Source organism: Cetobacterium somerae (genome assembly GCF_022430525.1).
In the GTDB taxonomy this organism is placed as follows: domain Bacteria; phylum Fusobacteriota; class Fusobacteriia; order Fusobacteriales; family Fusobacteriaceae; genus Cetobacterium_A.
Map to the genome: position 1 here is coordinate 724,293 of NZ_CP092519.1, position 21,603 is coordinate 745,895.

Genomic DNA, 21,603 nt, shown 5'->3' on the forward strand with positions numbered 1-21,603 from the left:
GGAGTTTCCTATACTTTTTTTTATTTAAATTTACTTTAATTTCTAGAAAAAAATATGTTATAATTTATTTATAACTATTTGAATGAGGAGCAAAGAATGAAGAGTAGTGGGTTAGTAAAAAAAATAGTAGGAAGTAAAGTTACAGTTTCAATGTATAAAGAGAGTGCTTGCTCGCATTGTAGTAAATGTAGTGATAGTGCTAAGATAGCAAATGATTTTACATTTATATCTAATGCAGAGAATATTAAAATAGGTGATATTATAACTTTTGAAATGGAAGACAATCAGGTTTTTAAAGCTGCAATAATAGTTTATATAATACCATTGATATTTATGTTTTTAACTTACTTTATAGCTTCTAATATGGGATTATCAGAAGGAAAATGTATTGGGGCAAGTTTTAGTGGATTGGTAATAGCTTTTATAGGGATATTTTTTTATGATAAATTTGTTGTAAAAAATAAGATGGAAAAATCTGTAAAGATAATAGACATAGAAAAGAGATAGCAGGGGGAGGAATTATGTTAAAAAAAATATCAATAGTATTTTATTTAATGTCTCAGTTAGCTTTTGGAAGCTATTCACAAGTTGATTATTCTAAAATTTTAAACAAAAATGGAAAAATTTTCGTCAAAAATACTGGAAGTCCTCTAACGGGAATGGTAACATTTCAAAAAGATAGAGAATTTTATAAAAATGGAATTCCAGAAGGGAAGTGGTTATCTTTTTATACTAACGGGAAAATAAAATCCATAGAAAATTGGAAAAATGGAGAGCTAAACGGAAAATATGTATTATATAATGAAGAAGGACATAAAACATTTCAAACCTATTATTTAAAAGGAAAAGATCATGGATTATTTAAATTATTTCATGAAAATGGAAGCCCACATATAGTTGGTAAATTTTATAATGGTGAGGCTATAGGTATTTGGAGCTATTACAATAAAAACGGTAAACTAATAGGTAAAAGAGATTATACTTTAAATATAGATCATTTTGATCAAACAAATTAAATTAGGAGAAAATAACTTTATGAAAATAAAATTAAAAAGATACTTCAATAGTTCTATGCTAGTAAATCCAGATAAAGCTAAAAGCTTTTGTGATAAATTAAAAGAGATTTTAAAAAAAGAGGAGGAAGTTGTCTTAGATTTTGCTGGAATTCAAGCGACGACTTTAGTGTTTTTATTTGTACTTTTTACTAATTTATGGAATGAATATGGAAAAGATTTAAAAAATAAATTAACAATAAAAAATGGTTCTCAAGGTTTATTTAAACAAATGATATATTTGAAAGAGAACTACAAAGAACTAAAATCAAAGTTTTTAGGTGTTCATCAGAATTTTGAAATAGCTTATATTGGATAATTGTTGACAAAATTAATAAAAAATGTTAATATTAAATAGTAAAGAAACTATACCAAAAAGGGGTGTAAAAATATGTTTTTTGAAGAAATACAAAATGAAATTTATGATAGTACTTTTGATGCAGTTTATAATGCATTATTAGAAGAGTATAAAGAGGGAACGTTAACATTGGAAAGGTTAACAATGAATATAGATGAGCAACAACAAGTTTTGTTAAACGGATTTTTTGAGGGAGAAACAAAATTTGCATATGCTAGTGCAACAGTAGATGCACATCAGTATGCTCTTGCTATGATAAAAAAAGGATTAGTTTAAAACAAAAAGAGTGGATTATAGTCCACTCTTTTCTATTTTATAACAAAAAACAATAATTTAATATTCAAATTAGAACAAAATGAAAATAAAAAATGTACTAAAAAAAAACTTGACAGAAAACAGAACTTATTATATACTAACAACGAGACCGAATTTGATTGAATAGATCTATATACCCCCCAAAAATCTATTTTAATCTTTTTTATTTTTTAACACTCCCCCGTGTTATGAAAAAACCCTCCCCCCCAGGAGGGTTTTTTATATTTCTATAAAAATATTATTTTAGAATATTTAAAAGCACTGGTGCAATAAAGATTGTAATTATACCAGCAATAACGATAGATAGAGCGCTCATTGCTCCTTCAACCTCTCCCATTTCAATAGCTTTACTTGTTCCAACAGCATGGCTTGAAATACCAATTCCAAGACCTTTAGCAACTGCATTTTCGATTCTAAAAAGCTTTAACATAAATGGAGCAAAAATATTTCCTGCTATTCCAGTAACCATTATGGCAAAGACTGTTATAGCAGGTATTCCACCAAGAAGCTTACTAACTTCTATTCCAATTGGAGTTGTAATGGATTTAGGAACAAATGATAAAAGAATAATATCTTGAATACCTAATAACTTTCCTAAAAGAACAACAGATAAAATAGCAGTTACGGATCCAATAAGAGCTCCAATTAAAATAACTTTATAATGTTTTTTTAGTGTTCCTAATTCTTTATATAAAGGAATCGCTAAACACACTGTAGCAGGGGCTATAAAAAATCCTAATATATCTCCACCTTTGCTATAATAAGATGTAGGAATATTAAAAACTTCCATAAATATAAAAATAAGAATAAGAGCTACAAAAATTGGATTTAAAATAGGCCATTTAAATTTATTAAAAATGTCTTTTCCAATTTTAAAAGCAATTAAACTAATAAAAATTCCAAAAAAAGCGTTATCAAATAAAAGTTCTTTCATTTATTTTTTCCCCCTCATCATGAAATCTACACACAAAGCAGTAACAACCATTGTAATTAAAGTTGTTAATATAAGTAAAAAAATTAATTTAAAAAAGTCAGTTTTTAAAATATCAATAACATCTAAAAGCTTAACACTAGGTGGTATAAAAGTTATGATCATATTTGCAATAAAAAATTCACCAACAGTTTTAATACTATTTAATTTTACTATTTTTAAAGAAAGAAAAATAAATAAAAGAATTAAACCATTAACTGTTCCAGGAGTAGGAAGATGAAAAATCTTTTCTAAAATAACTCCTAAATAGTTAATACTTAAAATAATAAGAAACTCATATAACAAAATAAAACCTCCAGTACGATTGTATAAAAGATTAAAGAGGTGTTCCGCAGGAACACCTCTAAATATAAAACTAGTCTCTTCTTTTCATTTGTGGGAAAAGTACAACGTCTCTAATTGATGGAGAACCAGTTAATAGCATTATAGCTCTATCGATACCAATTCCTAATCCACCTGTTGGAGGTAAAGCATACTCTAAAGCTTCGATATAATCGTCATCGATAACTGCAGTAGCTTCATCGTTTCCTAGTAAAGCCTCTTCAACTTGAGCTTCAAATCTTCCTCTTTGATCAGCAGGATCATTTAACTCAGAGAATGCATTTGCATATTCTCTTGCATCAATAAATAACTCAAATCTATCTGTAAATCTAGAATCTTGTGCATTTCTCTTTGCTAGAGGAGAGATCTCAACTGGGTGACCATAGATAAATGTAGGTTGAACTATATGCTCTTCACATTTTTGCTCAAAGAACTCGTTGATGATATGTCCAACACTTGTCATGTGATCAGCAATTTCAACGTGGTGTTGTTTAGCTAAAGCTTTAGCTTCTTCAACTGTTAAATTTTGCCAGAAATCAGCACCAGTAACATCCTTTATCATATCAACCATATGAATTCTATAGAACTTTCCAAGGTCAATCTCTTTTCCGTTATACTCTATTTTAGTTGTTCCTAAAACCTCTGTTGCAAGGTATTGGAATAAACTTTCAGTTAAATCCATCATATCATTATAGTCAGCATAAGCTTGGTATAATTCCATCATTGTAAATTCAGGATTATGTCTAGTAGAAATACCTTCATTTCTGAAGTTTCTATTAATTTCATAAACTTTATCAAATCCACCAATTATTAATCTTTTTAAATAAAGTTCAGGAGCGATTCTTAAATATAATTCCATATCTAAAGCGTTATGGTGAGTGATAAATGGTCTTGCAGCAGCTCCTCCAACAATTGGATGCATCATAGGAGTTTCAACTTCTAAGAATCCTTTTTTATTTAAAAACTCTCTGATACCATTTATAATTCTAACTCTTTTCATGAAAGTTTCTTTAACATCTCTGTTCATGATAAGGTCTAAATATCTTTTTCTATATCTAGTTTCAACGTCTGTAAGACCGTGGAATTTTTCAGGAAGTGCTCTAACATTTTTTGATAGTAACTCAACTTGAGAAACTCTTAAAGTTAACTCACCTTTTTGAGTCATAAATAAAGTACCTTCAACACCAATAATGTCTCCAACACCTAATTTCTTAACTATTTCAAAAGCCTCTTCTCCAATTTGATCTTGTCTAATATAAACTTGGATTTTTCCAGTTTGGTCTTCAATGTGAGCAAATACGGCTTTACCTTGCTCTCTGAATCCCATAATTCTTCCTGCTGTTTTAAAAGTTGTCTCTGTTTCAGGAGATGATTTTAAAAGATCTCCAATCATATGAACTTTATCATATTTTTTTCCGAACGGGTAAACTCCAAGAGCTTCAATCTCTTTTATTTTTTCCCATTGCTCCATAACAAGACGTTCTTTTCCAACTCTGTCAAAGTATTTTTCCATAGTTTTTCTCCCTTTTTAAATTTATAGTTTCAATAAATATATGCTACTTTTTCTACCCCAAGTACTACTTGGATTATTTTCTCTAGATTTTCTTAAGTAATCTTTTGCTTTTTCAATATCTCCTTTTTTATGATAGATAACTCCTAAGTAATAATATAACTCAGATGTATTTTCACCTGGAGTAGTAACTTTATCAAAATCAGATAAGGCTTTATCAAAATTGTTCATTGAAAAGTATGTCTTACCACGATAGAAGTTAACTTCAGAGATATTTGTTGAACTGCTTTCAGCTTTGTTAAAGAATATTAAAGCTTCACTATAACTTTTACGATTAAGAGCATCTATTCCATTTGTAATATTTTTAGAAGAATCAGAAGGTGATACAGGTGTAACAACTTCATCTTCAACTACGTTATTAGAAGATAAAATAGAGGCCTCTGATGTTGGAGTAGTTAAGTTTGAAAAATTAGAATTCAAGTTAGAAGATGAACCAGCTAAGCTTAAATAGTAATTTCCTTTATCACTGTCTCCTTTTTGCATGTATAAATTTCCAATTAATAAGGCTAGTTCTGTACTTTGTGAGTCACCGTAAAAATTTTCTAAGAACTGTAATTCGTCTGTAGTAGCATTATTTTTACGTTGAATAGCTCTCATTATTTCAGTGTTTAATTTTAAATTACTTCTGTTGTAATCTAAATAATAGTTATTAATAATAAAACTTCCGTCGCTAGACTTTTCTTCAAAAGCTAGAAGTTTTATTTTCTCGTCTTCATTAAGAGAGAAGTTTTCTTTTAAATATCGAATCTCTTTATTAATTAAAAGTTGATTTCCATTTGCAGAACCTAAATTAAGTACCATGAAGGCTACATCTTTTTGTTTGCTGTTTGTTGGAAAAGCAATTAGATATAACTGGGCACTTTTTACCAATAGATCTAAATTTTTATTATTGTAGCTGTTTAAAATTATATCATAATTATCTTTCTCAGTAAAATTATATTTCAATTTATTTTTTATCTTAACAGTACCAACATATGTGAATCCTTTGTAAATCTCAGCAATATATTCACCTTGATAAAGACTATTAAAATTTAAACTATTTCCACTAATATTAAATGTAAAATCACTTTTTATAGGAGAAGAAATTATCTTAACTCTGTCAGCATTAATATTGTTAACAATTAAAGTTTCCCCTGCATAAACCTCCATAGGTGCCATCATTTGAGATGGAAGATATTCACGAATAGCATTTGTTGATGAATCTCTTTGTATAAGATCATATAAATAAGCTACACCAGATTCATTAAGAAAAAAGTTATCTTGTTGTAAAACTGGATTTTTTACACTAGGAACAACAACTTTGCTTTGAGTAGGAAGTTGTGTTTGAATATTAGTACAACTAAAAAAAATTAAAGCTGTTGCAGAAATTAAAAGTATTTTTTTCATTTACCCCTCCTTTAATAAAAAATAGAGCAAAGAGATTGCTCTATTTTAGTGTTTATTGTACTTCAATTATTTCAATCTCTAATTGGTTTATCTCTATATTATTATCATATATAACATAGGCAATTGTCAACTTATTTTCAGAATAAACATATTTTTTACATAAAACTGTAAAATTTTTATTGAAGTAAGAAGTTTTATAAATAAAATTTGTTTTAATTTCTGGTTTAATTAAAAGTTTACTTTGAATCTCTCCAAACTTCAGTATTTCAGTAGAGTAAGGGGATATTCTTATCTCGCCTTTACCATATTTATTATCATAAGTAAAAATAGTGACATCGTTTTCAATCACTTTTTTTGCAATCATTTTTTGAGAAATGTTTTCTCCAAAAGAATCAGTACTATTAATAATAATCTTAGCCATTAATAATAATCCTTTTCGTCATCGTCATATCCCATATCATAATAATCATCTTGGTCATAAGAGTCTTCACGGTCATAATATTCATCATCATCCCAATCTCCTATATTATCTGCACCTAAATACTCTTCTTTCCAGAAATCTAAAACAGTATTTATTTCGGCAGTATCATCAACAAAAATTAAATCGTCCTCATCCTCATCATATAAAAATATATAATTAGTCCCATCGAAATCCTCAGTTATAAGATATTCTTTATCTCTTATAATTAGATTTTCTAAAACTGTTAGTTCAAACTCCTCGTCATCGATGTTGTGATAAAAAGTTTCTCCTTGCGAATACATTGTTTCCTCCTAATAATTTATAAAAATAAAGTTAAAAATAAAATTAAAAACTACTTATGATATTTAGTATTTTTTATAATGCTAAACCATCTGTAAATTTGCTCAATTAAAATTAATCTCATTAATTGATGCGGGAAAGTCATTTTTGAAAAACTTAGCCTTAAGTCAGCAGATTTTCTAATATCTTCTGAAACACCATAAGAACCACCAATAATAAAGTTGATAGTACTATCTCCATTAAGACCTATTTTTTCAATTTGTGAAGCCATATCTTCAGAAGATAAATTCTTCCCTTGAATATCTAAAAGGATTTTAAATCCTTTATTTTTTTCTAAAGTTTCAAGAATAGATTTTGATTCTTTTTCTATAGACATATTTCTATTTGAATCGTTACCATCCTCTTTTAATTCGAAAATTTTTAATTTACCAAAAGCTTGCATTCTTTTGACAAACTCTTGTATTCCATCTAAAATATATTTTTCTTTAATTTTACCAACACATATAATATTTATATTCATTTTCTTTTAAATCCCTTCTCCATATCCAATAAACTTATTTTAAAGGTTATTGGTCTTCCATGAGGACAAGTAAATCGTCCGATTTTATGTAATTCTAAAATAAGTTTCTCCATTTCAGAAATAGATAATTTTTCATTAGCTTTAATTGCGCTTCGACAAGACATTGAAATAATCATACTTTCAATAACTTCATTTTTAGAATTTACTTTAGTAATTCCTTCTAAAACTTCAAAGAAAATATTTTCAAAAGAATCTTTAGTATCTAATGAAGGAACAGCTCTAATCAAAAAATCCATATCATTAAATTGATCAATTTCAAATCCAAAATCTTCAAAAAAACTTAACTTTTCTTTTAAAATTTCCATTTGTTTTAATGTTAGTGAAATTTTAATAGGAACTAATAAAGCTTGTGAAGATATTTTATGCTGTGCATACTCTTGTTTTAATTTTTCATAAAGAATTCTTTCATGAACAATATGCTGGTCATAAACTATAAGATCACCATCTTGTTCAACTAATATAAAAGAATTAGAGAACTGTCCAATTATTTTTATATCAACTTTTAAATTATCAAAAGAAATTACTTTATCAGAAGAAATCAAAGAATTATTTTCAATAGAAAAATCGCTAATAGTACTTTTAAGTGGAACATCAAGCTCTTTAATAGGTTCATCTAGAGAAATATTTAATTCTTCAGTTTCTAGTTGAAGAGTAGTTACTTCACTTTTAGTCGGAATAAACTTCGATTCTGTTTGAAAGTTAAAAAAATTCTCTTTATTAATAATTGAATTATTCTTTTTTTCAAAAGAAGATTTATTTTCCTTTTTTATTTCAATCTCTCTTTTTATATCATTAATTTCAAAATTTTCAAAAGGTTTTTTTGAATCTTCAGAAATATTTATATTTTCAAAGTTTAAATTTTCTTTTTTAACCTCAAAAGTAGGCATATTAAAATTCTTATCAAAATTTAATTCAACCTCTGTAATTGAGTAAATGTCATGATAAATTTTATTTTCATCAGAGAATTTGATGATTTTTTTTGAAGGATGGACATTAACATCAATAGATTTAGGATCTACTTTTAAGTTAACTATGGCAAATGGATATTTTCCTCTCATTAAATGAGTATAATAACCATCAATTAAAGCTTCTTCGATAATTTTAGCTTTTACAGGTCTATTATTGACAAATGTGAAGATAAAGTCTTTTGTAGATCTTGTTAAAGAAAGATTTCCAATATACCCAAATTCAACAGGTTTTAAATTTTTAAGTGTTGTAACTCCAAAAATTTCAATAATAGTATTTTCAATTCCAGTACCGCTAGTACGAATATTTTCTTTACCGTCAATAGTAAGTATTATAGAAACGTTAGGATTAGCTAATGCTTCTTGCAAAACAATTTCTTTAATTTTTGTATTTTCAGTTGTATCTTTTCTTAAGAATTTTAATCTAGCTGGAGTATTAAAAAAAAGGTTGTTTATTTCAATTTCTGTACCAGAGCTTTTTTGAAGTTCTTTTAGGTTAGTTATTTTTCCAGCGGTAACATTAATAGAATATCCGATGGCATCGTCTTTTCGTTTTGTTGAGATAATCATTTTAGAAACAGCAGCTATAGATGAAAGAGCTTCTCCTCTAAAACCATAGGTGTTTAAATTAAAAAGATCATCTTTTGATGATATTTTACTTGTAGCGTGTCTTTCAATACAAAGAAGTAGATCTTCACGAGACATTCCTTTACCATCATCAGTGAATTTTAAATTTTTACCACCATTTTTAACGTCTATTTTTATATATTTACTGTTGGCATCCAAAGAATTTTCCAAAAGTTCTTTAACTAAACTAGCAGGATTTTCAACTACTTCTCCAGCAGCAATCATATTCGATAAAGATTCGTCTAAAATTTTAATAATTCCCAAAATATCACCTCCTACAAAAATTGTAACATTATTTATTATTATACAGATTTAAAATAATTTCAACTATTTTTTTTAGAAAATATAAATTTTATACTAAAAACTATTATGATATAATAAAAATACAAAGACAATGGAGGGAGAAAAAATGAGATATTTATATCTAATTATATTAACAATAATGCTTGGAATTAGAAGTTTTTCCTATAATGTTGATGATTATATATTTTTTAATAAAGGCTTAGAAGCTAATCAAAAAGGAGATTATAAAAACAGTTTATTTTATTATGAAATTTATCAAAAAAACTTTCCTTATTCTTATCCATTGGCGAGTAATTACGCAAAATATTATATAGCAAAAAATTATATGGATATGAAAAAATATGATGAAGCGCTTTTGTTTTTTAGTAGAGCAGTGTATGTTCCTCAAAACTATGTAAAACAAGAATTTAAAAAAACAAACTATTTTCAATACAGAAGAGATTACAATGTTGCTAAAATATATGAGTTAAAAAATGAGAAAAATAAATCGATTGAGTACTATAAAAGATTAGTAACAAATTATTATGATCCACAACTGGAGCCTTATGAAAAAAAAGCTTTAAAAATATTAGAAAAAACTAATGAAAAATATAGATATATTTATGAAATAAAATATCAAGATAATTTAAAAGTAATTGATAAATTAACTAAAGAAGAGTTATTAGATTTAGCAAATTATTTTTATGAAAAAAAAGAATATGAAAAGACAGTTAAAATTTTGAATAAGGCAGGTAGTTATACTGAAAATAAAGTGAGTCAAAAAATAATTTATTTAGAAAGTTTATTGAAATTAGATGAAAATAAAAAAGTTATAGAATTAACAAACGATATTCAAATAGGAGAGGCAAATTTTTTATTTATAAGAGCGGTAGCTTATGAACAAAATAAAGATTACTCTAGAGCTATTTATAATTATGAAAAAATAGAGGATGTAAAACTTAAAGATCGAGCAGCGTTTAGAATAGGTAGGATTTATTATAAAATAGAAGATTATACTAAAGCTCGAGAGGTTTTAGAAAAAACAAATCAAAAAAATGAAAGGATCGACTCTTTATTATTAGATATTTATATAAAATTACAAAATAGAAAAAAATTTATAGAATTATATAACAAGTTTAAAAATAAGTATCCAGAAAATCCTAAGATAGGCCTTTATTATATGGTTTATACGAAACTTATAGAAAACGATAGGAATTCATGGCAATTAGCAAATTATAATGTATTTTTTGCAAGTAATTATGTTGTTAGAAATTATATGAATTCTATAAATAATTTTGAAATAAAAAAAACATATAAGGAGGAAGTTTTAAAAGATGCTTTAACTCAAATTGGAGCTTTGAAAAATCCAGAGTTATTAGAATTAGCCGTGCAAAGTAATAACTTTGATTTAGATACAGAAACTATTCAAGATAAGATAACCATAATGAATAGCTATATTGAAAGTAAGTTTTATAAAGAGTCTTTTAAAAAGGTTAATATATTTAGAAGAGAGTTTTATAGATATAGAAATTTATTACACTATGTTTATCCTAAATATTACAGAGAGGAAGTTCAAAATACTAGAAAAAAATATTTGGTACCGCAATCGTTGATATATACAGTCATGTATATAGAAAGTGGTTTTGATAACGAGAATAATAAATTTGAAAAACTTGGATTAATGGGAATACCAAAAAAAATAGTTAAAAATAATGATGAGTATTATTATAATCCACAGATTAATATAGATACAGGAACGGAGATACTAAAAAAAATATATGATAAACATAATGGGATGATTTTAAAAACGTTAATAGAATATATTTATGGAGAAAAAGTATTGAAAGGTTTAAATTTTGAATTGGATGGAGATTTAAAATTAGAAACAATAGTGGATGAAAAATTTCAAACTGAAATAGAAGAGATAGTTTATACATATGCATTTTATAGTGCAATATATAATTAAATGAAAGAAAGGTATAGATGATGAGAAATACAAAATGGATATTTAAATCAGAAAAGTTTAGAAGTATAAATGATAATTTAGATAAAGAAATAGAACAAATTTTATATAATAGAGGAATTGAATCAAAAGATGAAGTTGAATTTTTCATAAATGGAACATTAGAAAATTTAATGAATCCAAGTGATTTATCAGATGTAGACAAAGGAGTTGAAAGGATATTAAAAGCTAAAGAAAATAATGAAACAATTTGGATATATGGTGATTATGATGTAGATGGAATAACATCAACATCCCTTTGTTATTTAGCACTAAAAGAGTTAGAGATTAATGTAAAGTACTATATTCCACTAAGAGATGAAGGATATGGGTTAAACAAGGATGCTTTAAATTATATAAAGGAAGAGGGCGGAAATTTAATAATAACGGTTGATTGTGGAATTTCATCTATTTCTGAAGTTGAACATTGTAATGCTTTGGGTATGGATATGATTATAACAGATCATCATGAGATAAATAATGAACTGCCACCTGCTCATGCAATTGTAAATCCCAAAAGAGAAGATAATAAAAACTCTTATAAATATTTTGCAGGAGTTGGAACAGCTTTTATGTTATTACTTGCTCTGTATAAGAAATTAGATAAAAAAAATGAAATATATAAATATTTAGATATAGTAGCTATTGGAACAATAGCTGATATAGTTCCATTAAAGGGAGAAAATAGACTTTTAGTTAAGAGAGGATTAGAGCTTTTAAAAAGTAGTAAGTGGCAAGGGTTAAATATGCTTATGAAGAGATTGTTTGAAAATCCTATGGAGAAAAAATTTGATACATATGATGTCGGATTTATAATAGCTCCTATTTTTAATGCTGCTGGAAGATTAGAAGATGCTAAAATGGCAGTGGAACTTTTTGTTAGTAATTGTCATATAACATGTGATAAATTAATATATGAATTAATAAATAAAAATAGTGAGAGAAAAGAGATTCAAGAAGAAATTTTAAAAAAAGCTATAGATAAAATTGAAAATGAAAAATTAGATGAAAATAGTGTGATTGTTGTTGCAGAGAAAAAATTCCATCATGGCGTTATAGGGATAGTAGCTTCAAAGATTCTAGATAGGTATTACAAGCCTACTATTATTATGGAAATAAAGCCGTTAGAAGGGATAGCAACAGCTTCATGCAGAAGTACAGAAGCTTTTAATATGATAGAAGCTTTAAATTCGATGAGAGATATCTTTATTAAATATGGTGGACATGCAGGAGCGGCTGGTTTTTCCATTGCTATTGAAAATATAGAGGAGTTTTCAAAGAGAATGAATGAATATGCTGTTGAAAATTTAAATAGTGAGGATACAAAAAAACCTATAAAAATAGATTGTGAGCTTTCGATGATAAAAATATCTTTTGATTTAATGGATAAGTTATCTTTATTAGAACCATATGGTTTTGGGAATGCTTCACCAATGTTTGCGATTAGAAATTGTAAATACACAAACTTTAGGGCTATTGGTAAAGAAAAAAATCATTTAATGATGGATTTAATAAAAAATGGAGTAGAAATGAAAAATTGCGTATGGTTTAATAGTGAAGATATGCTTGAAACTATACTTAATAATAAAGAGATTGATGTAGCTTTCAAACTTAAAATGGAGACATATAAAGATAAATATCAATATAAGATTTTTATAGAAGATATAAAACCATCTAAAAAGATTATGAATGACATAAAGGATTTAGAAAGTTTATATAATTTAAAGTTTCCTATAAAATCTATTTTTTATACAAGAAGAGATTTGGAAAATGAAAAGTTAAATATTAGTTTTATTAATGAAGAAGTTTCTATTAATATTGGAAGAAATAGTATTGGGTTTTTAGATAATCAAACAAAATTAATTTTAAAAAAATTGAATGATTATTACGGGTATAGATTTAATGTTAAGATTGATAAAATAATAAGAAAAGATGAAAATTATAATGTTCATATTTGGATACATAAAGACGATGAATTTAAAACTTTATCTTTTGAAACTGGAAAAATATTTAAAGAGATAAAAGAGTTTTTAATAGGAGATTTAGAATATAATTCGTTACAAAAAAAAGTTTTAAAAACGATATTTAAAGATAAGAAAAATGTAGTTGTTAGCTGTAAACCAGGAAGAGGAATGGATACAGTTGTAAAAACAATAGAGATGTATTATAAAATGCTTGGAAAAAAAGTATTAATTGTAAAAGAGGGGAAGAGAAGAGAAGAAGGTTATGATTTTTATGTTTATATGGGAAATGAAGTTTTAGAAGTGAGTGATTATAATTTATTTGTAACAAATAATAAGATTTATTGTGATACTGTTGAATATATAGAAGATGACTATAAAATTCCTTCAAATGTAGAAGTAGTTAGCATAGATGAGTTAGAATATCATGAAAATATTTTTAGTATAATGCTTCCATTAAAAGATAAAAAAAGAATAATTGAGAGTATGAATAAAGGAGAAAAAATATTTGCTTCTGAAGATATAAGAACTATTTTATAAAAAGAAATTATTTAAAGTAGGAAAGTTAATAAAAAAATAGAAAAAACAGGAAGAGAATGATATTCCTGTTTTTTTTGTTTATTAAAAAATTAGTCTTAAAAATTTATTTGTATAAAAGGAGGGTAAACTTTATGAAAAAAATAGTTTATGGCGATGGAAGTAAAGTCGTACTATTTAAAGAGGGGATTAAAGAAGGAACAGAGATTGGAAATAGAATTGAAGAATTAGTAGATGAAATAAAAAGAAGATGTATGGGGATTTATACTTCAGATTCGTATGAGGACTTAGAAGATGTAGTAGCATATGATAAAGGGATAGATTGTTTATTATTATCTTGGCCAAATAATAAAGAAGAGAAAGAAGCAATAGATGTTATAAATAAGTTGCATGAAAGTCAAGAGGGTGTACCTGTATTTTTATTAACACATAAAGCTGATGCTTTAGAAAATTTAAGTAGAGAAGTTTATGAGCATGTAGAAGAGATAATTTGGATTTTACAAGAAGAGATAGGATTTTTAGGAGAGAGAATTCAAAGGGCAGTAGAGAGATATAATGATAATTTACTACCTCCATTGACAAAAGCTGTATTTAACTATAATAAAGTAGCAGAATATTCGTGGGCTGCTCCTGGGCATCAAGGAGGAGTTGGATTTACCAAAACAGCTTTAGGAAGAAGATTTTTTGATTTTTATGATGAAAATTTATTTAGATCAGATACAGGAATAGAAAGAACGTCTATAGGGTCCTTATTAGACCATACAGGAGCATTTTTAGAGGGAGAGAAACTAGCAGCAAAAGTATTTGGAGCTGATAGATCATACAATGTTCTTGTTGGAACCTCAGGTTCTAATAGAACAATAATGCAAGGTGTTTTAACAGATGAAGATATAGCTTTAGTGGATAGGAATTGTCATAAGTCTATTGAGCAAGGGTTAATAATAACAGGTGCAAAACCAGTTTATATGAAACCAACAAGAAATAGATATGGAATAATCGGACCGATATTGCCAAATGAAATGAAAAAAGAAGAGGTTGCTAAAAAAATAGATGAAAGTCCATTAGTTCCTGAAAAGATGAAATCACAAAATCCAATCTATTCAGTTGTAACAAACTGTACTTATGATGGAGTTTGTTACAATGCAATGAAGGTAGAGGATTTATTTCAACCATATATAGAGAGAATACATTTTGACGAAGCTTGGTATGGATATGCTAGATTTAATGAAATGTATAAAAATCACTATGCAATGAGAGGAGAAGCTAAAGATTATAAAGGTAATGCAACAGTATTTGCAACACATTCAACTCATAAACTATTAAATGCTTTATCTCAAGCCTCATATGTACATATGAGAAAAGGAAAAAATCCAATAATAGAGGAACGTTTTAATCAGGCTTATATGATGCATGCGACAACTTCACCTCTTTATGCAATTGCAGTATCGAATGAAGTTGGAGCAGCAATGATGCAAGGTAAAACAGGTAAATTTTTAACAGATGAGGTATTAAAAGAAGCTATTGATTTTAGAAAAATGGTAGGGAAATATCATAAAGAATATAGACAAGAAGGAGAATGGTTCTTTAAACCTTGGAATGCTGAAACAGTAAAAGACCCTAAAACAGGAAAAGTTTATAATTTTGAAGATGCTCCAACAGAGTTATTAATGACAGAACAATCTTGTTGGAGAATGGATCCAAAAGATACATGGCATGGATTCCAAGGGCTACCTGAGGATTGGGCAATGTTAGATCCTATAAAAGTAAGCATTTTAGCTCCTGGAATGAATGAAGATGGAGAATTGGCAGAAAAAGGTGTTCCAGCTCAATTGATTTCATATTATTTTTCAAAATACGGTGTAGTTCCAACAAGAACAACTGATTTCCAAATAATGTTTTTATTCTCGATGGGAATCAGTAAAGGTAAATGGGGGACATTATTAGACTTATTAGTTTCATTTAAAAGAGAATATGATAATAATACTCCATTAAGAAAGATATTCCCAGAATTGGTTGAAGGAAGGGAAGAGAGATACGGAAATTTAGGGATGAAAGAGTTGGGAGATGAAATCTTCCAATATCTAAAAGAGCATAATTTAGGAAAATACTTAAATGAAGCTTATTCGGGGTTGCCAGAGCAGGTTATGAGTCCTAGAGAAGCGTATAATAAAATAGTTAAAAATGAAGTAGAACTTGTTCCTGCCAAAGAGCTTGAAGGAAGAGTGGCAGCAAATGCTGTAATACCATATCCACCTGGAATTCCAATGTTAATGTCAGGAGAAAGTTTTGGTGCAGCGGATAGTGCTCAAATATCTTATTTAAGAGCTTTAGCTACATGGGATAAGCAATTTCCAGGATTTGAACATGAAACAGAAGGAACGGCAGTTATAGATGAAGAATATCATGTTCTTTGTGTAAAGAAATAAAAAAATGGCGGTGAGACCATGTATAGAGAGTTAACTACAAAAATAAGAAAGTCTTTGAGAGAACAGTGGTTTTATCATGTAATAGTGGGTATGATATTTCTAATTTATGTTGCTATAGTAGTAATTGGGAATGGAATATTTTTAGATGATGTAGTAAAAATTTTAGGTTTCCTATTTCTTTTAACAGGAATAGGAAATTTGATTTATTCTTTTTCTGGAATAGGAGAAAAAGAGTTCCATTGGGGTGAAATATTCTTTTGGGGAATACTTGAATCTTTTTCAGGATTTTTACTTTTATCAAATAAACTTTTAATAGCAGAAAGAAACTTGATAGAAGAGGTTAGTTTAGCAATAGAAAAAGTTACTGCTACCAAAGTAGAGCTTCAAGGTTATATAGTAATATTTTATATAGGAACATTTTTAACATTTAGAGGCATAAGTCATATTGTAACTAAAATTTATGAACCAGAAGGAATAACTCATAATAAAACTTTAATAGTGATAAAAAGAGTGTTGATTTTAGATGGGTTTGTAGATTTTATATTTGGGATAGTGGTGACACTGAGTATGTATCTAGCTCAAGGTATATTTTATTACATTTTATTAATATACATATTAATGACATCAATATTAACAATTATATTTGGGTTAGCATCGAAATATTCTTTAAAAGTTGAAAAAATAGAAGAAGAAAAAGAGATAAAAGAAATAAATAATTAAATAGACCCACGAAATGAAAATGTTAATAATTTCATCTCGTGGGTTTTTATTAAAATCTATTTATTTTTTGAATTAAAGTCATCCAACTTCTTATAGAGCATTACAGCAGCACTGTTTAAAAGTTTATCCTTGATGAAGTCGTTTGTAGGATTCTCAAAATAATCAGTTGCAATGAGTGTAGCTAAACCATGTCCAAATAACCAACAATCTAGAAAAAGATCGTGTTTAAACTCAGTTGGTAAATTTTCAAATCTCTCATCTTTTTCCATCTCAACTTTCATAAGATCTCTAAACTTTTTTAAGAGATTACCGTATGAATTGTCTCTAAGAAATATTGACTTAAATAGTTGTTTTTCTTCTCTTGCAAATGCACAAAGTCCGATACCACTATTAAGAAAGACCATATCAGTTTCAGGTCTAATTACATACTCTAAGAAAATTTTCTTGGCTCTTTCTATAAGTTCTGTTTTTAACTCATCCATAGAAGAGTAACAGCTATAGATTGGAGCTGGAGAACAGTTTAAAGCTTTAGCTAAATTTCTTGCAGTAATGTCATCTAAACCGTGTTTTTCAAACATCTCAAAAGCTTTTTCATGTATTTGCTCTCTTTTAAAAATTGCTTTTTTGGGCATTAATTCCTCCTAAATTTTATAAATTAAAACTTTTTTACAAAGTTGATACCTATACTAGATATCTCTTTTTCATATTTTATATCATTAACTGTTCTAGAATCATAAATATAATGATTGAAAGCAACAGTCCATTCTACAGTTTCGTTAGGTCTGTATTTAACTCCTGTTCCTAACATTGTAGAGTTTAAAGCGTATTCAGTAGCCGCGAAACTCTTATCAGGAGCTCCTGTATCAGCATAGTTAAATCCAACAAGCCAAGCGATTTGTGGAGTAAACCAGTACTCAGATCCAACAGATATCTCCCATCCGTTTTTGTAGTCTACATTAGTTTTCCCTATTCTATCCATAGTAGCTGACTCATTGAAGTAATAGTTACCACCTACAAAAGTAGTCCATTGTTCTGTAACTTTATACGACGCTCCTAGAGCAGCTAAAGCAGGTAAATCTCTTCTAAGTTTTTCTCCATCTTTATAAACAGGATATAGTCCTAAAAGTGCATCTGATACACCTATACCAAGAGCTCCTTTTGTAGAATCTGAAATATCAGATTTAGTTTTAAACTTTAATTTTACTTTAGTATCATATCTAAATCCAATGTTTAATCTGTCATTTGGTGCATAGTTTAGACCAAACTGTCCACCGAATCCATAAGCTTCTCTTTCAGAATCAATTGATGCATCGCCAGATTTGAAAAGAGAAGGATTCATAAAGCTTGGTATAGGTTTTCCAGTAATATCACTTAGTTTTACATCTTTTTCAACATGAGCATTAGCTTTTAAAGTTCTTTTTCCGTAAACTCCTCTAACTGCTAATGAAGCTGACCATTTATCTGTTAAATTAAAGGCTTTTCCTAAAGTAGTTTGAGCATACATATTAGAACCTTTTACATGTGTATTATCTAAGAAATTATTAAAATCGATATTATTTCCTAATAAATTTACGGATAAAGGAATACTATTTTTATATTCTAACTCAGCTCCACCTCCAACTCCTCCCATTGTCCAGAAGTAAGCTCCATCATCTGTCTTTTTATAAAGAGCAAAGTTAGGTATAGGTGAAGAAAGGTTAGTTGAAAAATCTCTTCCCCCTTGACTCATATTTTGGTCACCAAAGGCATATTGAATTCCACCAACAATGTAAGTTCCGTTTTCTAATCTCATTAAACCAGCTGGGTTGAAGTAAACTGTAGACCCTACATTTATAGCACCTTGTTGTGCTGGGTTTCCACCGTATTCAGCTGAATAATTTTGAATATGATCTATAGATGCTCCCATAGTAGAAACACTTAAACTAGCTATTAAAGCTAGTAACGATAATTTAAATCTGTTCATTAATATAATCCTCCCTAGTATTTTAACAATTACTAGTGTAATATAACACATGTTTTTAAAAATTACAAGTGTTTTTTATGTAGTGTATATAGATGAAATCTTTGAATTCTCTTGTGTTAGCTATATAGAAATTAGAGGTATTTACTTCAGGAAAAAAGGTATCTCCAAAAAACTTACCTTTAATATAAGAGAAATGAAATTCATTAATTAATGGTAAAAAATATTCGTAGATAGTTTTTCCACCAATAATAAAAATTTTTTTGTTAGTAATTTTTTGTAAAGATAACGCTTTTTTTAAAGCGTTATCTGGGCAGTTAAATATTTGGATATCTTTGTGAAAAAAATTCTTATCCTTAGTCAAAACAAAATTGATTCTATTCGGAAGAGGTTTTCCAATTGATTGAAAAGTTTTTCTTCCCATAATTACAATGCTATTACTAGTAATTTCTTTAAAAAGATTTAGATCTTCAGGGATATTCCAAGGCATACAATTATTGTTACCAATTAAATTATTTTCATCCATTGCTACGATGAGTGAAAGCATGTTTACTCTCCTAAATCAAAATTATTTTGTCTTAATGCTTCATAAAGAACTATAGCAGCAGAATTTGATAAATTAAGAGATCTACCCATTTTAATCATTGGAATAGTTATACAAGTTTCTTTATTAGCTTCTCTAATTTCTGCAGGAATTCCTCTAGACTCAGGACCGAAAACAATAAAATCATTTGGATTATATCTTACATCTGAATATTTTTGTGTAGTTTTAGTAGTAGCAAAATAAAAATTAGATTCAGGGTAAGCTGCTCTTAACTCTTCATAATTTTCCCATACTTTTAAATCGATTAATTCCCAGTAGTCAAGACCAGATCTTTTAATTTGTTTTTCATCTAAAGAAAACCCTAAAGGTTTAATTAAGTGTAGGGTTGTATTTGTAAGAACACAACTTCTTCCGATATTACCTGTATTATAAGGAATTTCAGGTTCCATTAGTACTATATTCATAAAATCCTCCTAAAAAATAATATATATTAAAAATATATGTAATTTTATCATAAAAATAATTATAAAACAAAATAAAAAAAGTTGTTGACTTAGTTTAAAAGTTATGGTACTATAATTTTTGTCAGCGGGAAACACCGCAGACGAAGGAAAACTAAAGGACATTAACAACCGAATAGAGAAAATAGTCAGAAGTTATGAAAATAACAAAATGCCAGAAATGGCAAACCAATAAATGGTGTAAACGTAAGTCTTAGGACTTTAAATATATTTGAATGAAGAGTTTGATCCTGGCTCAGGATGAACGCTGACAGAATGCTTAACACATGCAAGTCGATTCAATTTACCTTCGGGTAATGAGGATGGCGGACGGGTGAGTAACGCGTAAGGAACTTGCCTCTTGGTCTGGGACAACTGTTGGAAACGACAGCTAATACCGGATATTATGAGATTCTCGCATGGGAAACTTATGAAAGCTATATGCGCCAAGAGAGAGCCTTGCGTTCCATTAGCTAGTTGGTGGGGTAACGGCCCACCAAGGCGACGATGGATAGCCGGCCTGAGAGGGTGAACGGCCACAAGGGGACTGAGACACGGCCCTTACTCCTACGGGAGGCAGCAGTGGGGAATATTGGACAATGGGCCACAAGCCTGATCCAGCAATTCTGTGTGCACGATGAAGGTCTTCGGATTGTAAAGTGCTTTCAGTTGGGAAGAAGAAAGTGACGGTACCAACAGAAGAAGCGACGGCTAAATACGTGCCAGCAGCCGCGGTAATACGTATGTCGCAAGCGTTATCCGGATTTATTGGGCGTAAAGCGCGTCTAGGCGGAAAAATAAGTCTGATGTTAAAATGCGGGGCTCAACTCCGTATTGCGTTGGAAACTGTTTTTCTAGAGTACTGGAGAGGTGGGCGGAACTACAAGTGTAGAGGTGAAATTCGTAGATATTTGTAGGAATGCCGATGGAGAAGTCAGCTCACTGGACAGATACTGACGCTAAAGCGCGAAAGCGTGGGGAGCAAACAGGATTAGATACCCTGGTAGTCCACGCCGTAAACGATGATCACTAGGTGTTGGGGGTCGAACCTCAGCGCCCAAGCTAACGCGATAAGTGATCCGCCTGGGGAGTACGCACGCAAGTGTGAAACTCAAAGGAATTGACGGGGACCCGCACAAGCGGTGGAGCATGTGGTTTAATTCGACGCAACGCGAGAAACCTTACCAGCGTTTGACATCCTAAGAAGTTTCCAGAGATGGATTCGTGCCGGCTTGCCGGAACTTAGTGACAGGTGGTGCATGGCTGTCGTCAGCTCGTGTCGTGAGATGTTGGGTTAAGTCCCGCAACGAGCGCAACCCCTATTGTATGTTGCTACCATTAAGTTGAGCACTCATGCGATACTGCCTGCGATGAGCAGGAGGAAGGTGGGGATGACGTCAAGTCATCATGCCCCTTATACGCTGGGCTACACACGTGCTACAATGGGCAGTACAGAGAGTTGCCAACCCGCGAGGGTGAGCTAATCTCTTAAAGCTGTTCTTAGTTCGGATTGTACTCTGCAACTCGAGTACATGAAGTTGGAATCGCTAGTAATCGCAAATCAGCATGTTGCGGTGAATACGTTCTCGGGTCTTGTACACACCGCCCGTCACACCACGAGAGTTGGTTGCACCTGAAGTAGCAGGCCTAACCGTAAGGAGGGATGTTCCTAAGGTGTGATTAGCGATTGGGGTGAAGTCGTAACAAGGTATCCGTACGGGAACGTGCGGATGGATCACCTCCTTT

Annotated in this window: 20 protein-coding genes and 1 rRNA gene; 9 read left to right on the plus strand and 12 right to left on the minus strand. The window is 29.3% G+C overall.

Going from position 1 to position 21,603, the window contains the following annotated elements; all coding sequences use genetic code 11:
* Positions 1-96: 96 nt before the first annotated feature.
* The 4 genes from MKD34_RS03230 (at position 97) to MKD34_RS03245 (ending at position 1,686) form a co-directional block, all read left to right on the plus strand.
* Positions 97-507: a SoxR reducing system RseC family protein gene (locus tag MKD34_RS03230; protein ID WP_240219696.1), complete on the plus strand. Its 411-nt coding sequence runs from the start codon at positions 97-99 to the stop codon at positions 505-507.
* Between the two features lie 14 nt (positions 508-521).
* Positions 522-1,016: a toxin-antitoxin system YwqK family antitoxin gene (locus MKD34_RS03235; RefSeq protein ID WP_240219697.1), complete on the plus strand. Its 495-nt coding sequence runs from the start codon at positions 522-524 to the stop codon at positions 1,014-1,016.
* 19 nt (positions 1,017-1,035) lie between these two features.
* Entirely contained in the window at positions 1,036-1,371 is a 336-nt protein-coding gene (locus MKD34_RS03240; RefSeq protein WP_051364117.1) for an STAS-like domain-containing protein, read from the plus strand.
* Between the two features lie 72 nt (positions 1,372-1,443).
* The gene (locus MKD34_RS03245; protein ID WP_023051887.1) at positions 1,444-1,686 is read left to right on the plus strand and encodes a hypothetical protein; all 243 of its coding nucleotides are present in this window, start codon (positions 1,444-1,446) and stop codon (positions 1,684-1,686) included.
* A 277-nt stretch (positions 1,687-1,963) separates the two neighbouring features.
* Here MKD34_RS03245 and MKD34_RS03250 read toward each other — a convergent pair whose 3' ends face one another.
* The 8 genes from MKD34_RS03250 to mutL form a co-directional block, all read right to left on the minus strand.
* Positions 1,964-2,659, minus strand: coding sequence for an LrgB family protein (locus MKD34_RS03250; protein ID WP_240219698.1), 696 nt, complete (start codon positions 2,657-2,659; stop codon positions 1,964-1,966).
* Positions 2,660-3,001, minus strand: a complete 342-nt coding sequence (locus tag MKD34_RS03255; RefSeq protein WP_240219699.1) for a CidA/LrgA family protein — start codon at positions 2,999-3,001, stop codon at positions 2,660-2,662. It lies immediately after the preceding gene.
* Positions 3,002-3,071: 70 nt separating this feature from the next.
* A complete protein-coding gene (lysS, locus tag MKD34_RS03260; protein WP_240219700.1) occupies positions 3,072-4,550 on the minus strand; it encodes a lysine--tRNA ligase in 1,479 nt (492 codons plus the stop codon).
* 21 nt (positions 4,551-4,571) lie between these two features.
* Positions 4,572-5,993, minus strand: coding sequence for a tetratricopeptide repeat protein (locus tag MKD34_RS03265; protein ID WP_240219701.1), 1,422 nt, complete (start codon positions 5,991-5,993; stop codon positions 4,572-4,574).
* A gap of 52 nt (positions 5,994-6,045) precedes the next feature.
* Complete coding sequence (locus MKD34_RS03270) at positions 6,046-6,414, minus strand: DUF1934 family protein (protein WP_185891742.1); 369 nt, start codon at positions 6,412-6,414, stop codon at positions 6,046-6,048.
* A complete protein-coding gene (locus MKD34_RS03275) occupies positions 6,414-6,755 on the minus strand; it encodes a hypothetical protein (protein ID WP_240219702.1) in 342 nt (113 codons plus the stop codon). The genes MKD34_RS03270 and MKD34_RS03275 overlap by 1 nt, the downstream gene beginning before the upstream one ends.
* 50 nt (positions 6,756-6,805) lie before the next feature.
* Positions 6,806-7,273, minus strand: a complete 468-nt coding sequence (gene rlmH, locus MKD34_RS03280) for a 23S rRNA (pseudouridine(1915)-N(3))-methyltransferase RlmH (protein WP_240219703.1) — start codon at positions 7,271-7,273, stop codon at positions 6,806-6,808.
* The gene (gene mutL / locus MKD34_RS03285; RefSeq protein ID WP_240219704.1) at positions 7,270-9,189 is read right to left on the minus strand and encodes a DNA mismatch repair endonuclease MutL; all 1,920 of its coding nucleotides are present in this window, start codon (positions 9,187-9,189) and stop codon (positions 7,270-7,272) included. The genes rlmH and mutL overlap by 4 nt, the downstream gene beginning before the upstream one ends.
* Positions 9,190-9,334: 145 nt before the next feature.
* Here mutL and MKD34_RS03290 point away from each other — a divergent pair, with 145 nt between their 5' ends.
* The 4 genes from MKD34_RS03290 to MKD34_RS03305 all read left to right on the plus strand — a co-directional run bounded on the left by MKD34_RS03290 (position 9,335) and on the right by MKD34_RS03305 (position 16,853).
* The gene (locus MKD34_RS03290) at positions 9,335-11,173 is read left to right on the plus strand and encodes a transglycosylase SLT domain-containing protein (RefSeq protein WP_240219705.1); all 1,839 of its coding nucleotides are present in this window, start codon (positions 9,335-9,337) and stop codon (positions 11,171-11,173) included.
* 17 nt (positions 11,174-11,190) lie between these two features.
* Entirely contained in the window at positions 11,191-13,710 is a 2,520-nt protein-coding gene (gene recJ / locus MKD34_RS03295) for a single-stranded-DNA-specific exonuclease RecJ (protein WP_240219706.1), read from the plus strand.
* A 131-nt stretch (positions 13,711-13,841) separates the two neighbouring features.
* Complete coding sequence (gene adiA, locus MKD34_RS03300) at positions 13,842-16,133, plus strand: arginine decarboxylase (RefSeq protein ID WP_240219707.1); 2,292 nt, start codon at positions 13,842-13,844, stop codon at positions 16,131-16,133.
* An 18-nt stretch (positions 16,134-16,151) separates the two neighbouring features.
* Positions 16,152-16,853: a hypothetical protein gene (locus tag MKD34_RS03305; protein WP_240219708.1), complete on the plus strand. Its 702-nt coding sequence runs from the start codon at positions 16,152-16,154 to the stop codon at positions 16,851-16,853.
* 56 nt (positions 16,854-16,909) lie between these two features.
* On the opposite strand, the gene MKD34_RS03310 is transcribed toward MKD34_RS03305, so the two are convergent.
* From MKD34_RS03310 to MKD34_RS03325, 4 genes are read right to left on the minus strand one after another with little or no spacing between them, the layout of a single operon-like run.
* Complete coding sequence (locus tag MKD34_RS03310) at positions 16,910-17,485, minus strand: TetR/AcrR family transcriptional regulator (RefSeq protein ID WP_023051900.1); 576 nt, start codon at positions 17,483-17,485, stop codon at positions 16,910-16,912.
* 23 nt (positions 17,486-17,508) lie between these two features.
* Complete coding sequence (locus tag MKD34_RS03315; protein WP_240219709.1) at positions 17,509-18,816, minus strand: OmpP1/FadL family transporter; 1,308 nt, start codon at positions 18,814-18,816, stop codon at positions 17,509-17,511.
* Positions 18,817-18,871: 55 nt separating this feature from the next.
* Positions 18,872-19,360 carry a dihydrofolate reductase gene (locus MKD34_RS03320; RefSeq protein WP_240219710.1) on the minus strand — a complete coding sequence of 163 codons (489 nt, stop codon included), beginning with the start codon at positions 19,358-19,360 and terminating at the stop codon, positions 18,872-18,874.
* Positions 19,361-19,362: 2 nt separating this feature from the next.
* Entirely contained in the window at positions 19,363-19,821 is a 459-nt protein-coding gene (locus MKD34_RS03325) for a tRNA (cytidine(34)-2'-O)-methyltransferase (protein ID WP_240219711.1), read from the minus strand.
* A gap of 269 nt (positions 19,822-20,090) precedes the next feature.
* On the opposite strand from MKD34_RS03325, the gene MKD34_RS03330 reads away from it, so the two are divergent.
* A 16S ribosomal RNA gene (locus MKD34_RS03330) occupies positions 20,091-21,603 on the plus strand.